The organism is Priestia sp. FSL W8-0524 (assembly GCF_038005965.1).
Classification (GTDB): Bacteria; Bacillota; Bacilli; order Bacillales; family Bacillaceae_H; genus Priestia; species Priestia zanthoxyli.
This window is the reverse complement of record NZ_JBBOUG010000001.1, coordinates 1906091-1920767: the sequence shown is the minus strand read 5'-3', so window position 1 is coordinate 1920767 and position 14677 is coordinate 1906091. Positions and strand designations below refer to the sequence as shown.

At 39.7% G+C, this 14677-nt stretch carries 14 protein-coding genes and 1 riboswitch; of the genes, 5 read left to right on the top strand and 9 right to left on the bottom strand.

The features are described from left to right. Positions 1-6 precede the first annotated feature (6 nt). Entirely contained in the window at positions 7-135 is a 129-nt protein-coding gene (locus NST66_RS09635) for a hypothetical protein (protein WP_255219815.1), read from the top strand. A 39-nt stretch (positions 136-174) separates the two neighbouring features. Here NST66_RS09635 and NST66_RS09630 read toward each other — a convergent pair whose 3' ends face one another. The 3 genes from NST66_RS09630 to NST66_RS09620 form a co-directional block, all read right to left on the bottom strand. Further along, positions 175-1485, bottom strand: a complete 1311-nt coding sequence (locus NST66_RS09630) for a Na+/H+ antiporter NhaC family protein (protein ID WP_098627181.1) — start codon at positions 1483-1485, stop codon at positions 175-177. Between the two features lie 85 nt (positions 1486-1570). Beyond that, positions 1571-1677, bottom strand: a riboswitch (SAM riboswitch). A gap of 101 nt (positions 1678-1778) precedes the next feature. Then, the gene (locus tag NST66_RS09625; protein WP_098627180.1) at positions 1779-2546 is read right to left on the bottom strand and encodes an ABC transporter permease; all 768 of its coding nucleotides are present in this window, start codon (positions 2544-2546) and stop codon (positions 1779-1781) included. Continuing rightward, the gene (locus NST66_RS09620) at positions 2539-3450 is read right to left on the bottom strand and encodes an ABC transporter ATP-binding protein (RefSeq protein WP_034265850.1); all 912 of its coding nucleotides are present in this window, start codon (positions 3448-3450) and stop codon (positions 2539-2541) included. Before NST66_RS09620 ends, NST66_RS09625 begins: the two co-directional genes overlap by 8 nt. Positions 3451-3620: 170 nt before the next feature. On the opposite strand from NST66_RS09620, the gene NST66_RS09615 reads away from it, so the two are divergent. Both NST66_RS09615 and NST66_RS09610 read left to right on the top strand, forming a co-directional pair. Further along, a complete protein-coding gene (locus NST66_RS09615; RefSeq protein WP_025752263.1) occupies positions 3621-4061 on the top strand; it encodes a YtoQ family protein in 441 nt (146 codons plus the stop codon). Between the two features lie 364 nt (positions 4062-4425). After that, entirely contained in the window at positions 4426-6045 is a 1620-nt protein-coding gene (locus tag NST66_RS09610) for an ABC-F family ATP-binding cassette domain-containing protein (protein ID WP_013083037.1), read from the top strand. A 39-nt stretch (positions 6046-6084) separates the two neighbouring features. Here the strand turns inward: NST66_RS09610 and NST66_RS09605 are convergent, their stop codons facing one another. From NST66_RS09605 to NST66_RS09585, 5 genes are all read right to left on the bottom strand, one after another. After that, a complete protein-coding gene (locus NST66_RS09605; RefSeq protein WP_033578893.1) occupies positions 6085-6969 on the bottom strand; it encodes a DMT family transporter in 885 nt (294 codons plus the stop codon). Between the two features lie 64 nt (positions 6970-7033). Continuing rightward, the gene (locus NST66_RS09600) at positions 7034-7750 is read right to left on the bottom strand and encodes a helix-turn-helix transcriptional regulator (RefSeq protein ID WP_098627179.1); all 717 of its coding nucleotides are present in this window, start codon (positions 7748-7750) and stop codon (positions 7034-7036) included. Between the two features lie 27 nt (positions 7751-7777). Beyond that, positions 7778-8407, bottom strand: coding sequence for a hypothetical protein (locus NST66_RS09595; protein ID WP_028413466.1), 630 nt, complete (start codon positions 8405-8407; stop codon positions 7778-7780). 60 nt (positions 8408-8467) lie between these two features. Then, the gene (locus NST66_RS09590) at positions 8468-9478 is read right to left on the bottom strand and encodes an LLM class flavin-dependent oxidoreductase (protein ID WP_328158819.1); all 1011 of its coding nucleotides are present in this window, start codon (positions 9476-9478) and stop codon (positions 8468-8470) included. 130 nt (positions 9479-9608) lie between these two features. Further along, positions 9609-10826, bottom strand: a complete 1218-nt coding sequence (locus NST66_RS09585) for an MFS transporter (protein WP_028413468.1) — start codon at positions 10824-10826, stop codon at positions 9609-9611. Between the two features lie 140 nt (positions 10827-10966). Between NST66_RS09585 and NST66_RS09580 the strand changes: the two genes are divergently transcribed. Together NST66_RS09580 and NST66_RS09575 are read left to right on the top strand one after the other, a co-directional pair. Continuing rightward, entirely contained in the window at positions 10967-11248 is a 282-nt protein-coding gene (locus tag NST66_RS09580; protein WP_013083031.1) for an acylphosphatase, read from the top strand. Between the two features lie 83 nt (positions 11249-11331). Then, on the top strand, positions 11332-12108 hold the full coding sequence (locus NST66_RS09575; RefSeq protein WP_013056911.1) for a 3-hydroxybutyrate dehydrogenase: 777 nt from the start codon (positions 11332-11334) through the stop codon (positions 12106-12108). A 36-nt stretch (positions 12109-12144) separates the two neighbouring features. Here NST66_RS09575 and NST66_RS09570 read toward each other — a convergent pair whose 3' ends face one another. Further along, positions 12145-14556, bottom strand: coding sequence for a S8 family serine peptidase (locus tag NST66_RS09570; protein ID WP_098627176.1), 2412 nt, complete (start codon positions 14554-14556; stop codon positions 12145-12147). Between the last annotated feature and the right edge of the window lie 121 nt (positions 14557-14677).

Here is a 14677-nt window from a genome sequence, read left to right as displayed (position 1 = left end):
CATATCATGGGTATTTTATTATTCATTTTATTATGCGGAATTGAAATCGGAGGAGCGGCTTATGCACTTAAACAAAATGAGACACTTTGGAAGGAGCTAGATGAAAAAAAGCCGACTGATTTTTTCAAACAGTAAAAAACCCTTAAAAAGAATGTTCTTTTTAAGGGTTTGATATTACGCAGCTTCTTTAGATGATTTTGATTTTTTATTTAAACGAGGAAAGCCAATTACAATCGCAATGATACCGCAAACCGCTGTTAACATTGGATAGAATGTAAATGGAATAATCTCAACCGGTGAAACTTTAGCAAATCCTGCTGCGAGAAGCATTTGTGCACCGTAAGGGATAAGCCCTTGAACGCTGCATGAAAACAAGTCGAGCAGACTGGCTGATTTACGATTATCAATTGAATACTTATCAGAGATTTCTTTCGCTAACGGACCTGCTGTAATAATTGAAATCGTGTTATTAGCCGTGGCTAAATTGGTTAAACTTACTAATCCAGCGATGCTGAATTCTCCGCCTTTTTTTGTTTGAATGCGTCGTGTTAATAGGTTCAATAAGAACTGAATACCACCGTTATAGCGAATGAGTTCAACCATTCCGCCAATTAAAAGAGATAAAATAATTAATTCCGACATTCCGCCAATACCTTCTGTCACAGTTTTAGCAAGAGAAGAAAGCGTGTAGCTTCCGTCAGCTAATCCAATTACGCCGGCTAATACAATTCCTCCGGTTAAAATGCTTAATACGTTTGCACCAAATATGGCAGCAACGAGTACGCCGACATAAGGCAAGATTTTAAACCAGCTAAAATCTTTAATTTCTACTGATGACGTATTGCCTAGCGTCATTACAAGTAATAAAATCACTGTAACAATCGCTGCAGGAAGGACAATAAAAAAGTTTACTTTTAATTTATCTGACATATTTGTTTTTTGCGTACGAACTGCCGCAATGGTCGTATCAGAGATTACGGATAAATTATCTCCAAACATTGCACCACCAACAACAGCAGCAATTGCCAATGTAATGGATACATGCGCCTGCTCACTGATTCCTACAGCGATAGGCCCTAACGCAGCGATCGTTCCCATTGACGTTCCCATCGAAATTGAAATGAATGCGCCAATAACGAAGATTCCGACTACCACTAAGCTTTGCGGAAGCACAGACAGAGCTAAGTTTACCGTTGAATCAACAGCTCCCATGCCTTTAGCGACTTGAGAAAAAGCACCTGCCAAAATAAAAATAAGTACCATAATAATGATATCAGGATGCCCTGCTCCTTTAGCAAAACGTTCCACTTTTACATTAAGTGAATCTTTGCGGTTCATAGCCAGCGCCACGATGGCTGCAATGATAATAGCTACTAATACAGGCAGCTTATAAAAATCTCCCGTTATAATTCCTGATCCGACAAACAGGACTAAAAAGATGCCCAGCGGTAACAGCGCCCAGCCGTTTCCTTTTTGTTGTTCCATTCTTAACACCTCTTGTTTACGTAATAAAAAAAGACCTCTTCTTATTGATAAGAAGAGGTCTCTTATTTGTATCATAAGATTACCCTTCTCATCTTCCAAACGAAACATCGTCTGCTGGATTTGGCACCGCACTGCGTACAGCCAGTTGCCGAGACATCCTAGGGCCAGTCCCTCCGTCTCTCTTGATAAGAAGTTTATAGTTGTTTTAAAAATAGTCTTTCACTACTGTAATCTCTTTTTATTTAATTGTCAAATGCTATTTTAGAAAAATATATAGTGTGAAAATTCTCACATCAATTAGCTACGTCACGTTTTAAAAACGCCACCCACGCTACGCCCATAAAGAAGACAAAGTGTGCAACTAAGATGAAGATTGAAAATGGAATTGTCATTCCGTCAAACATCGTCTTCATTCCGTCCATATACTGCACAAAGTTTGTGTTGGCGAACAGTAAAAATTTCCCCCACCATAAACCTAGCTCTGATACTAGTCCTGTTACAGCTTTTGCGCCGATACTTATGACAATAGCTAGACTTGAAGCAAGCGCGCTGTTTCTAAATAAAGACGACAGCATAAAAGCAAACGTCATCATCATAAACGTTTCCATATACGCGCTGTCATACGTAAGCGTAATGTTTTTAAGCAGCTGCGCATCTCCTTCTAGACTGGCAAATCCAAAGAACAATGCTCCCCATACAAACGAAAAAAGCAAATAGCTCAGCAAGTAATACAAGCTAATTAAAACGAGCGTTATGTACTTGGACGTTAAAATCGTTGAACGTCTAGCAGGGCGAATTAAAAGAAGCTTAATGGTACCCGCTTCAAACTCTTTTGCAACCATTGATCCTCCAACAGCAAGCGCGAAAAATTGAACGAGGATCAGCATGCCTGCACTAAATGACAGGAAATTCAATATGTTGTCTTCCGTTCCTGCGCTGTTTGCTACTTTCTTCATTAAAAGAGCCATACAAAGAGTTAAGATGCCGATTGTAATAAACGTGACTTTTGTACTTCTTTTGTAAAACCATTTCATGTGTTCATTTTGAATTAACTTAAGCATGGTGCTCTCCCTCCGTAACGGACATAAACGAATCTTCAAGCGTCTCATAAACAGGAGTGATTCGGTAGACTAAAATATCGCTGTCCACTAATTTTCTATTCACAGCTGGAATTTGTTCTTTCATAATCACTACATCAATACTATCGGATTTTATTGTTACTTGGAATTCTTGAGATAAAAGATCCGCTGCTTGTTGCACGTCAGATACTTCAAATTCTACATACATCCCTTGATCTTGACGATTTGGAGATAGATCTTGAACAGCTTTTAACTCGCCGTTTTGAATAATACCAACGCGGTCACATAATGCTTCCACTTCTTTTAATAAGTGGCTCGCGATTAAAATTGAAATACCTTCTTCCCTGCAGAGGGTTTGTAAATATGTACGAAATTCTCTCATTCCCGCTGGGTCTAGACCATTTGTTGGTTCGTCTAGTAAAAGCAATGCAGGCTTATGTAAAATAGCTTGAGCTACTCCTAAACGCTGTCTCATCCCAAGGGAATACGTCTTCACTTTTGCATGAATGCTGTTTTCAAGCTTTACTAGCGCAATCACTTCATCCAAGCGTTCTGCCGTGATCCCTTCATGCATATTCGCAAAGTGTTTTAAATTTTGATAGCCCGTCAGATAATCATAAAACTCAGGGTTTTCAATAATCGCTCCAATTGATTTCATAGCTGATGTAAACTGTTCTTTTAAAGGAAACCCATTGACGGTAATTGTTCCCTTTGTTTCTTTAATGAGTCCTACGACGGTACGAATGAGCGTTGTTTTTCCAGATCCGTTCGGACCAAGCAATCCGAAAATCTCACCGCGCTCAACCGATAAGGATACATCATGCAAAATGGTTTTCTTCCCAATTACTTTACTGACATGATCTACTTGTAGCACTGTTTCTGTCATCATGTACATCCTTTCTTTAATTAGCAATACGCCTTCTATTGTTTCTCTTTTTTAACTATTTGTCTACTATAACCTTATTTTTGGAAAAGCAGCCCATTCAAATCATTCGTATTATCCGCTTACATTTGATAAAATAAAACAAATCTTAGTTAGAGGAGGACTTCTACATAATGAACTTAACCGTATACCTTGCCGGGCAAATTCACGATAACTGGCGAGACGAAATTAAAAACCAAGCGGAACAATTAAACCTTCCCCTTACCTTTGTCGGTCCTATGACAGACCATGACCGCTCCGACAACATTGGAGAAGAAATTTTAGGAAAACAGCCTAATGCTGTCTTAAAAGATGAAGCTGCTTCTCAAATTAATAATTTACGCACACAGGTGCTCCTTAAAAAATCTGATGTGGTCATTGCTTTATTTGGTGAAAAATACAAACAGTGGAACAGCGCAATGGATGCGGCGACAGCCATCGCATTAGATAAACCGCTAATTTTGGTTCGCCCTGAAAAACTGCACCACCCGCTTAAAGAACTGTCAAACAAAGCCCAAGTTGTAGTCGAAACGCCAGAACAGGCTCTTCAAGCACTAGCTTATATTTTTGAATAATAAATTTAGAAAGCTCTCAGGTTATTCCTCAGAGCTTTCTTTCGTTTTGAACATAAAAGTGAAGCGTGAAGAGTCGTTTTTTAAACCGTCTATGTTTTTCATAGATTGTATCCGTATAGCTCGATAAAATGAAAAACAATGTATATTCAACAATTTCTGTTTCCCTGAATATATTAGTTTGTCACTCAGTGTTTTGGTGAATGCTAGAATAATCAAGCGTTACCGCTCAAAAAATCCCTTAAATGGTTGACGAGTGCTTAAAGTGTCGGTTACACTTTATGTTTGAAATATTGTATTCATATCGCTCTTATCTCAAAAGAATGGTATAATTTTATAGATATTGAATTTGGAGGACTGCTCATACATGATTACAGTTAGTAATGTAAGTTTACGATTTGGCGACCGAAAGTTATTTGAAGATGTGAATATTAAATTCACGCCTGGTAACTGCTATGGATTAATCGGCGCAAACGGTGCTGGAAAATCAACGTTTTTAAAAATTTTATCTGGTGAAATTGAATCTCAGACTGGTGATGTACATATGGGCCCTGGCGAACGCCTTGCTGTCTTAAAACAGAACCACTTCGAATATGAAGATCAAGAAGTTATGAAAACCGTTATTATGGGGCACGCTCGCCTTTATGAAGTAATGCAAGAAAAAGATGCTATTTATATGAAAGCAGACTTCACAGATGAAGACGGAATGAAAGCAGCTGAGCTTGAAGGTGAATTTGCTGAATTAAACGGTTGGGAAGCAGAATCAGAAGCGGCTATTCTTTTAAAAGGATTAGGTATTTCTGAAGATCTTCACGCCAAAAAAATGGCTGAACTAACGGGTAGTGAAAAAGTAAAAGTGCTTCTTGCACAAGCTTTATTCGGAAAACCTGATGTATTACTTCTAGATGAGCCTACGAATAACTTGGATATCCAAGCAATTCAATGGTTAGAAGAGTTCTTAATTAACTTTGAAAACACAGTCATTGTTGTATCACATGACCGTCACTTCTTAAACAAAGTATGTACGCACATTGCTGACCTTGACTTCAGTAAAATCCAAGTCTACGTTGGTAACTATGATTTCTGGTATGAATCAAGTCAATTAGCACAAAAAATGGCGTCAGATGCAAACAAGAAAAAAGAAGAAAAAATTAAAGAGCTTCAAGCCTTTATCGCTCGCTTTAGCGCAAATGCATCGAAATCAAAACAAGCAACGTCTCGTAAAAAATTGCTTGATAAAATTTCATTAGATGACATCCGTCCTTCTTCTCGTCGTTACCCATACGTGAACTTCACGCCGGAACGTGAGATTGGAAATGACGTACTTCGCGTTGAAGGTTTAACAAAAACAATTGACGGCGTAAAAGTACTTGATAACGTAAGTTTTATTATGAATAAAGATGACAAGATTGCTCTTGTAGGCCGAAACGAACTTGCAAATTCAACATTAATGAAGATTTTAATGGGTGAAATGGAAGCAGACAGCGGTACGTACAAATGGGGTGTCACAACCTCTCAAGCCTTTTTCCCAAAAGACAACTCCGAGTACTTTGAAAACGGAGATTTAAACTTAGTAGACTGGCTGCGTCAGTATTCACCTAATGATCAAAGCGAAAGCTTCTTACGCGGTTTCTTAGGCAGAATGCTATTCTCTGGTGAAGAAGTGTTGAAAAAAGCCAACGTTCTTTCCGGAGGAGAAAAAGTTCGCTGTATGCTTTCTAAAATGATGCTAAGCGGTTCGAACGTTCTTTTACTAGACGATCCTACGAATCACCTTGACTTAGAATCAATCACAGCACTAAACAACGGACTTATCAGCTACAAAGGTTCAATGATTTTCACATCTCATGACCATCAGTTCGTTGAAACGATTGCGAATCGTGTGATTGAAATTACGCCAAACGGAGTAATTGACAAGCAAATGACGTACGATGAGTATTTAGAAGACAGCAACCTGCAAAAACAAGTAGCTAGCATGTACGCTTAATAAAAAATCCCCCCGTTCTTTAAAGAACGGGGGGATTTTTTATATATGCACCTCTTGATTTAGCGATGACTTCGGAGAATACGTTAAAAACGCTAAGCTAGCCAACACTAGTGCTGCTCCGCATATGTTTACCAAAGTTAGAGATTCTCCTAAGAAAAAGACGCCAAGTAAAAAAGCGGTAACGGGCTCTGCTAACGATAACGTTACGGCGGTAGACGCTTGCACTGACTTAAGCGCTGTAGAAAATAATACATAAGCAATCGCCGTCGTAAGTATTCCTAAATGAAGAGCAATCCCCATTCCATTTAAAGAGACTAGCCAGCTCATATCGTACATAAACCAGCATGGTATCAGTAAAACCGCGGCGGCTGTGAACACAAGCGAAGCTCCTACTTGCGGATCAACATGCTGAACAATTTTTTTATTGACAGTCGTATAGCAAGCAAAAGACGCCCCTGCTCCTATCGCCATACCCAAACCTATCACGTCGATTTGAGTATCTTTTTTTAACAACAAGCAGCTGCACCCTATAATACCAGTAACCGTAGCAAGCAACCATTTTTTTGTAGGTTTCTTGCGGTACACTATGTAATCTAATACTCCTGATAAAACAGGCGCACTGCCAATTGCCACCATTGTGCCTACTGCAACACCCGTTTTAATGACAGCGGAAAAAAATAACGGCTGATAAGCGGCCATACTTGCTGCAGCAACCGCAAGAGGCAAAATAGGAAGACGTCTTACGTCCACATTCTTTCTTTGTATAAGACAAGCTGTAAGAAGCGATAGTCCCCCTACCGCTAAACGTACGGCTCCAATAGCCACGGAATGCGCTTCAGCAGATGCTAAAGCTTGGGCGGTTCCTGTTGTTCCCCACAAAACTGCGGCACATAAAATAAGTATTTTTGATAATGAAGTATTCATCGTTTCATCTCCTTTCTTTTATCATAGCTAAAAGAAAGAAAAAAGTTTTTCCGCTTTTATGATCTTATTTGTCTGTTTTTAAGATACTTCGATATTGCGTCGGTGAGACTCCTTCTTGTTTTGCAAACCATTTAGTGAATGAAGACAAGCTGTGATAGCCGACTTCGTGCGCAATATACGTTATCGAATAGCTGCTCTCTTTTAACAATTCTTTTGCTTTATTTAAACGTATACGCGCTACATAGCTTTGAGGCGAATAACCCGTTTTTTGTTTAAACCAAGCGGAAAAATAGGCAGGATGATAATTTTCCAGCGTAGCAAGACTTTCTATGTTTAACTCTTGATTAAAGTTAACATGAAGGTAATCAATGGATTTAAACGTTTGTTTCTTTGGTAAATAATGCTGAACGTAACGGACTAAATCTTCAAGCGCCCCCCTGTCAGTGCTTTTTTGAAGCCCATCAAGTAACAGGTAGCGAAGTGCTTTCCAGGTTGAATCCCATTGAATAAAAACTGCTTCTTGAGAAAGATGCGCACTTTCTGTAAATTTCAAAGGAATATCAACAACCAAACATTCATTTGTATTTTTAGCTTGATACGTATGCAGTTGACGAGGCGGAATGTAAAAGCATCCTTCTTGCAGCGTTAAGTGCTGCTCGCTTGCTTGAATATCAAGAGCGCCTGCTAGCGGAAACAAAAGCTGACTGTAGTTATGATCATGAGTATGAGGTGAATAGCTGTAGGCTCTTTTTTCGCAAATAATTTCACGTAGCGTATCCATTTTGTTCTCCTTTCCTTATTTCCTGTCTCAAAGAAGCTGTTCTATGCCGTCCAAAACGGTTCCCAGCACCCTTAACGATTCTGCTGGAGCATATAAAACATCCAATGAATGATCGGCATTTTCGATGACCGCAATATTCATTGGATTTGTTTTTAATCGATAAACTTCTTCCGTATAATAGTGATCACCACTTCCTATTACAAGAAGACCTTTGTGAGAGCTTTTTAGTAAACTTTCAAACAGTTCTGTTCTTGTTAAAAGCGGCGTCAGTAAAAGCATCACTGCGTCTTTGTAAACTTCATCTTTCATAACTCGCTGAATTAGAGGAATGGTCCCAAGCGATTTCCCTGCAAATATGATATCTTTATAGCTATTTTGAGGCAAAACGTCTTGCAGCACTAAACAAATGTCTTTCATCATAACGTCTGCAATCTCATCTGTAGACTTTGTCATCAGCTCTTTGGAATATGTATAGTGAATCTGAACCACGTCAATTCCGTGTTTTATCATCAGCATCGTTACATAATACAACAGGGGCTTTTCGTACGTATAGCCTAGCCCTGAAAACATAAAGCAAATGCGAGGCCCTCCTGTTTTAATATATGTATATGTAATCTTATTAGTTTGGCTGCTTACACTTTTTTGCTCTACTTGCATGTCACTCCTCCTTTTTAAATATTCTAACATTTAATCCCGTAAAAAAACCCCATCTTTTTCTTAAAAAAATGAGGGTTGAGGAAATAGCTCTGCAAGCAGTTCATAAGACTTCTTTTTTGCTTCATAATCATGGATATTTGTAATAATTAAAAATTCGTCGTTATCGTATTTTTGCTGCAGCTGCGTTAATCCTTGTTTTACTTCAGCTGGATTCCCTACGATCATACGAGGACGATTGGTGCTTATTTTTTTGAGCTCTTCTTCTGAATAAGAACGATTACGCACTTCTTCTATCGATGAAATTGTTGTGTCTCCGCCTTTGGCTACTTTCAACAGCCAATCATCCAGCGTTTTGGCGTGCTCCTCGGCTTCTTCTTTTGTTTCTGCACATACAACAAATACACATACGTTGGTGTTAGGCTTTGATTGATAGGAAGAAGGGACAAATTCTTCTTTATAATGACGAATGGCTTCTTGTCCACCAACTGAATAAATAAAGTGTCCAAACGTAAAAGAGATGCCCAGCTCAGCAGCTGATCTTGCTCCTCTTTTATTGATACCAAGATGCCACAGTTCAGGTTTTGTTTCACTTAACGGATAAGCTGTCACCCCGTAATACGGATGGTCAGACGGCAAATTATGCTCAAGATGCCCTTTTAACGCCTGAATTTGCCGCGGAAATTCATTGAGGCTTTTACGTACTCCATCTGTAAGCGCTAGCCGCGTCAGCGCATCTCCTCCCGGTGAGCGTCCAAGACCTAAATCAATTCGATTCGGAAACAGATTTTCAAGCAGCTGAGCATCTTCTGCTACTTTATACGGACTGTATTGAGGAAGAAGGACTCCTCCAGATCCAATTCGGATTCGGCTCGTTTGAGAAGCTAAGTGCGTCATTAAAAGAGTTGGAGATGAGCCTGCAAGACCGTTCGTATTATGATGTTCCGCTACCCAAAAGCGGTGGTAGCCCAACTTTTCCGTTAATTTTGCCAGTTCCACCGTACGTTTTAACGCTTCTTTTGGTGTTGATCCGCTTGAAACTGGAGACTGATCCAATACGCTTAGCTTAATCATAGCTGATTCTTCCTTTCGATTTTCAATTTCTATTGTATCTATTGTAGGAGAAAAATATGAATTCGTCTTGAAATTTGCTTCACGCTCATAAAAAAAGCAAACGCTAAGGCGCGTTTGCTTTTTCTTTTTCTTATTTTGCTTCGTGTATTTCTTTCACACGCTTATCGCTCGGCAACAGCCATGTTAACAGCCCTAGGATTGGTAAATAGCTGCAAAACAGCATAATAAACTGAAGGCTGAAGACATCGGCTAATTTACCGAATACAACAGCTCCTAAAGCTCCCATCCCAAAAGCAAGACCTACAATTAAGCCGGAAACCAAGCCAATTTTCCCCGGCATCAGCTCTTGAGCATAGACGACCGTGACGCTGAAACTTGACTGGAGAATAAAGCCGATTAGTATTAAAAGAGGCGCTGCGACTCCGAGAGAAACGTGAGGGAGTAATAAAGTAAACGGTACTGACCCTAACATAGAAAACAATAAAATATTTCGTTTTCCGAAACGATCGGCAAGCGGACCTCCAAAGAATGTTCCAAACACCCCTGCAATCATAAATAAAAAAACGTAAAGCTGAGCGCTTTTGATAGGCAAATTAAATTTTTCAATAATATAAAACTGAAAGAAATTAAGGATGCCGGCTCCGTACCATGAACGTGCAAAAACAAGAAAAATTAAAAGTCCAATCGCAAAAATAATTTGCTTGTTCATCGTAAATGAAGCATCTGACTGCTTTTTCTTCAAGCGTTGACGAGTAGCTAACTCTGATTTATACCATTTAGAGACGCTGTATAGAACCACTACGCCGATACCTGCAATTAACGTAAACCAAATTGTTCCAAACTGACCAAGTCCGATAAAGATAAATGCCGTAAACAGCGGAGCCATCGACTGTCCAGTATTCCCGCCAACTTGATAAATAGACTGTGCCAGCCCCCGCTTTCCTCCTGCTGCCATATACGCTACGCGAGAACCTTCCGGGTGAAAAATAGCGGATCCGAATCCTACAAATAAAACAGATATAATCACAAAATAAAAATTTGGCGCTAAAGCGAGTCCAACCATACCAATCATGCTTAAACACATTGCAATTGGCAATAAAAACGGCGAGGGACGCTTATCGGCAAATACGCCGAATACCGGCTGCATAATCGATGACGTCATGTTTAAAGCAAAGGCAATCCAGCCGATTTGCGTGTAGTTTAAATTCATCGATTTTTCAAGGACTGGAAAAAGTGCCGGTATAACAGACTGCATACAATCATTTAGAAAATGTCCTAAACTAATAGCAAATAAAATACGGTAAATTGTCGCCGGCTGCGCTTGCTGCGTTCGTGCTGCTGCTTGCATTCATAACCCTTCTTTCTTATTTAATCTACATTAAAACTGTTAAAGTCTTACAATGTCTTTTTCTATTATACAGTGAAAAGTAAGATTATAGTTGTTTTCTTTTTTATAAAAAAGGGAAAATTGCCTGTGAGGTGAGAACAGTGAAAAAACATGTGCATATGATTGTAGACGGACGCGTTCAAGGGGTTGGGTTCCGTCACTACACGCAGCTAAAAGCAATGGAATGCTCCATTAACGGATGGGTACGAAATCGAGACGATCAAAAAGTAGAAATTGATGCTGAAGGTGAAGAAAGTAATATCCAAAAATTTATTGAAGAAATTAAAAAAGGTCCCTCGCCGTTCGCTTCTGTCAGCAATGTGGAAGTAAAGGTAGTAAACACCCCTTCCCACACCCATTCTTTTCGCGTAAAGTACAGTTAAAATACTCGCTAAATTAAGATAATTTTTGATAAAATGGAAAAGTAAGCGATTTTATATCATCTACATATAAGGGGGAAAAAACGATGGTTGAAAACAAAATTGTGTTAATTACAGGTGCAGCTCAAGGTATTGGTTATCAAATTGGTGAGCGCTTTGCTGAAGACGGAGCGACTGTTGTCTTAACTGACTTGAATGAAGACGGAGTTAAGAAAGCAGCAGACAAATTGAAGACAAAAGGCTACGAAGCATTAGGCATTAAAGCAGATGTGACAAATGAAAGTGACATTGAACAAATGATTGCTCAAACGGTTGAAACATATGGCCGCCTTGATGTATTAATTAACAATGCTGGCATGCAATTTGTTTCCCCGCTCGAAGAATTTCCTACTGAAAAATTTGAACTTTTAACGAAAATTATGCTTGTTGCACCTTTTGTTGCGACTAAGCATGCGTTTCCTATTATGAAAAAGCAAAAATTCGGCCGCATTTTGAACATGTCTTCCATTAACGGATTGATTGGTTTCTCAGGAAAAGCGGCATACAACAGTGCTAAGCACGGCGTGATTGGCTTAACGAAAGTGGCTGCTCTTGAAGGTGCGGAGCACGGCATTACGGTAAATGCCATTTGCCCTGGTTATGTTGATACACCGCTTGTTCAAAATCAATTAAAAGATTTAGCACGTACGCGAAATGTAGCGCTTGAAAAAGTACTAGAAGAAGTTATTTATCCTCTTGTTCCTCAAAAACGCTTGCTGGCAGTTGATGAAATTGCAGACTACGCAATGTTTTTAGCAAGTGATTTAGCAAAAGGCGTCACCGGCCAAGCTGCTGTGATCGATGGAGGATATACGGCTCAATAAAAAAAGAGTGTCAGTTAGACTGGCACTCTTTTTTATTTATTGAATTTCAAATTCTCCTAAAGAACCGGTCGTCTGACCTGCTTTTACTGCTTCTGCGTATAAATAATACGTTCCCGCTGGAAGAGCTTCACCATTAATTTTTCCGTCCCACGTTGCGCTAGAGAATCCTTTTCCTACATTCGTATACGAACTTAACAATTCCCCTTTTTCTAGCGTTGCATCGTAAATGTAATAGCTAAGCTTCTCTGCTCCTCCTGGTAAATAACTGCCGTATTCAAACGAGCCATTTCCTAGTACATCTACATACGCAGAAGTAACGCGAGGATAATCCGGCTCTTTTACAAATAAGATCGTTGGAACATCGTACGTTTCTTTATTGTTACTTACCGTAATTGTGCCTTCGTAATAGCCAGGAGATAATTTCCCTGCATCTACTTTTACATTGAGATTTACTTTTTGCGTTTTTCCTGCATTAACAACTAAATCGTTTGTTGATTTAACGTCAATTGCTTGATGGCTTTTCTTAAATTTCACTTTGACCGAGTATTTTTGACTGTGATTTGATAGATTTTTAATCTTAAAGCTTTGTTTTTCTACTTGTTTCCCTTTATCTTTATAAAAGACGCCGTACGAGTGACTTCCTGGGGTAATAAGCGTTTTTGCTTTAATTGCATCTACTACGCGCATGCTTCCTGCACCTTGCGTATTATGAGGGTAAATGAGCCCGTTGCGGTCACGAAGCAGTTCCGTTGTGTTCATTAAAGATGCTTTTACGTCTTCTACTTTATAATTGGGATGCGCCTGTAAAATTAACGCTGCTGCTCCTGCTACGTGCGGTGCGGCCATACTTGTGCCTTGTTTTGATCCATATCCATGAGGATTGCTTGGATCATTGGTTGGCACTGTACTGATAATATCGACTCCCGGTGCCGAAATGTCCGGCTTAATCATCCACGTATCCACAACCGGTCCGCGAGATGAAAAGTCAGCCATTGTTTCATCGACTGTCTGATTAAAGGTTGCAGTAAAAGAGCCTGTGACGGATCCTTTTGCTAAAGAAGATATCAAAGCTTGTCCATCGGCTTTCGATAGGCGAATACTCGGCAGAGATGTACCTGGAATATCAGGAATTGTTCCTTCTACGTTATTGTAAATGACTGTTGCAACAGCGCCGGCTTTTTTCGCATTGTCAACTTTATCTACAAATGCAATGTCACCGCGGGAAATAACCGCTACTTTTCCTTTTACATCCTTTCCTTCAAAGTCTTCTGGTTTTCCAAGTCCGACAGGTACAAATTCATAATTTTTACCGCTTGCATCCAGTAACGCCTTGTCGTTTGGAAAGCCCATTACTTCAGCTGAAGCATAGCTTGCGTTATCTACGGTTAATGTCGTTTTATACAAATTATAAGGAAGCTGAGTCGCACCAACTGAAATAGCTTCACGAGACGTTCCCGGAGAGCCTACTGTCCAGTTAGCTGGTCCACTGTTTCCATTTGATGTAACGGCTACTACTCCTTCTTCCATTGCCCAATCTAATGCAATACTCGTTGCCAAGTCCGGATTATTAATCGTATCTCCAAGCGACAGGTTCATTACATCCGCCCCGTCTTCTACCGCACGTTCAATACCGGCAATCACGTCTTCTGTTGAACCCGTTCCTCCTGGACCTAGTACACGATACGCAAGTAAATGAGCATCAGGAGCTATCCCTTTAATTTTTCCGTCCGCTGCAATTGTTCCCGCTACGTGCGTACCGTGCGTTGTCGCTTCGCCTTTTGGATCTCCAGCCGGCGTTTCTTGAGGGTCTTTGTCATCATCAACAAAATCCCATCCTTTATATTTCTCAAACGCCGATTTTAAATCCGGGTGGTCGTAATCAACGCCTGTATCGATAACAGCTACGGTCATATTTTTACCTGTATATCCTGATTTCCACGCTTGATCTGCTCCCACGTAGTAAATGCTTTTATCCATTTCAGAACCGTATTCTTCGGCGCTCACTTCTTTCGATTTCACTTCTGTTGTATGATATTCAACGCTTGGATAAATAGCTTTTACTCCGGGTAAACTTGCTACTTTTTCAAGGTCATTAGCTGGAAGTTCCGCTGAAAACCCGGAAAACACTTGGTCGTATTCTCGCTTTACTTTTGAAGTTTTAGAAGCTTTTGAAAGCTCTTTTTTCACTTCGTCACGCGCTTTTTTAATCTTTCCTTTACTTTGCGCTACTCCTTTTTTCTTTGCTTCCGCTACAGACTCTTCATTTAACTCCACAATAACTTTTACTTTTTTAGCCGATTTTAAGTTATAGTCTCCTTGAATTTTAACTAGTGACGGTTCCAGCGCCGGCTTTGAATTCCCGTTAGCCGATGCTCCCATTGCAAAAGAAGATAAAGCAACCGAAAATGCTACTGTACTCAATACAGCCCGAATTGATACTTTTTTCATCGTTTTTCCCTCTCCATTTCTCTCTATAATTCGTACGACTATGTATGTCTTCATCCCCAAAACATACGCATCTTTTACTTAGCTAATGAGCTAAAAACTAGAATAGTATGGAAGTTCTATA